Source organism: Colwellia sp. TT2012 (assembly GCF_001440345.1).
GTDB lineage: Bacteria > Pseudomonadota > Gammaproteobacteria > Enterobacterales > Alteromonadaceae > Colwellia.
This window is the reverse complement of the sequence record NZ_LJYX01000126.1, coordinates 1-821: the sequence shown is the minus strand read 5'-3', so window position 1 is coordinate 821 and position 821 is coordinate 1. Positions and strand designations below refer to the sequence as shown.

General features: G+C 51.8%; 2 protein-coding genes. Both read right to left on the bottom strand.

Going from position 1 to position 821, the window contains the following annotated elements:
• Positions 1 to 52: 52 nt before the first annotated feature.
• The gene (locus ASU03_RS20315) at positions 53 to 511 is read right to left on the bottom strand and encodes a hypothetical protein (RefSeq protein ID WP_197411315.1); all 459 of its coding nucleotides are present in this window, start codon (positions 509 to 511) and stop codon (positions 53 to 55) included.
• On the bottom strand, positions 501 to 821 hold a 321-nt coding region (locus ASU03_RS21250), incomplete at its 5' end, for a hypothetical protein (RefSeq protein ID WP_197411314.1). The genes ASU03_RS20315 and ASU03_RS21250, both read right to left, overlap by 11 nt.

Below are 821 nucleotides of genomic sequence, written 5' to 3'. Positions count from 1 at the left end.
CACAACACTAAAAGTGTGGGATCTGGTTTGGTCACAGATTTTTTGCGGTTGACTAAGAGATTGACGCGTTAGCCCTGATTTTACGCCGACGCTTGACCCTCAGCATGTTGGTGTAGCGGCGGTGGTTTCTTGTATTGAGGATGACCAGGCAGAGCAGAGATTGCAGCAGAGGAAATAGCGCAAACAGAGTGACCGGGTGGTTGCCCAAGTAGTCCGCCGAAAGCAGAACATTCAGAGCCGCGACACATGCAAGTAGTGGAGGGCCCAAACGAAACCCTAGCGCCACCAAGGCTAATCCGATACACATGGCCAATACCAGTATCAGGCTTGCCATCACAGCATAGTCGCTAGAGAGATAGTTTATTCGGGCGTAATAAGAGAGGCCATGTGACAGGTTGCCCGAGATGCTCACTAAGTTCATTGATGTTGCAGTACCCACCGTGAAAGCAAAGCGTTGGGTGTAACCACGCAATGTTCGCGGCTTGCATACCGTATTGGCGTTATTGGTCATGGCTACTGAACTCCTCATAAAGCGCGATGACGATGTGGTTAATATTTCCAGAGATGCTGCTACCTGTGACGGCTATCGCGGCCCCTATCTGATCTGCTATCTGAGTGAGAATGTCTCGGCGTAATTGGGCATTGCTGTAGCGTTTAGGAAGAGTTCCGGCCAACTGCTTCAACCGGATTATTTCGCGAGGATGGCGAGGGTTTTTCAGTCGCAGCACCGTCACCCGATAATCACTGCTGATATGCACTACGCCAGCCCCGACGATGGCAGGATCGGCGTCAATGGTTCGATAGAGCCTGGGCAGGTCCAG

What these genes read in the sequence shown, in the direction of transcription:
- ASU03_RS20315 (WP_197411315.1), bottom strand. Translation starts at nt 511, where the DNA reads ATGACCAATAACGCCAATACGGTATGCAAGCCGCGAACATTGCGTGGT.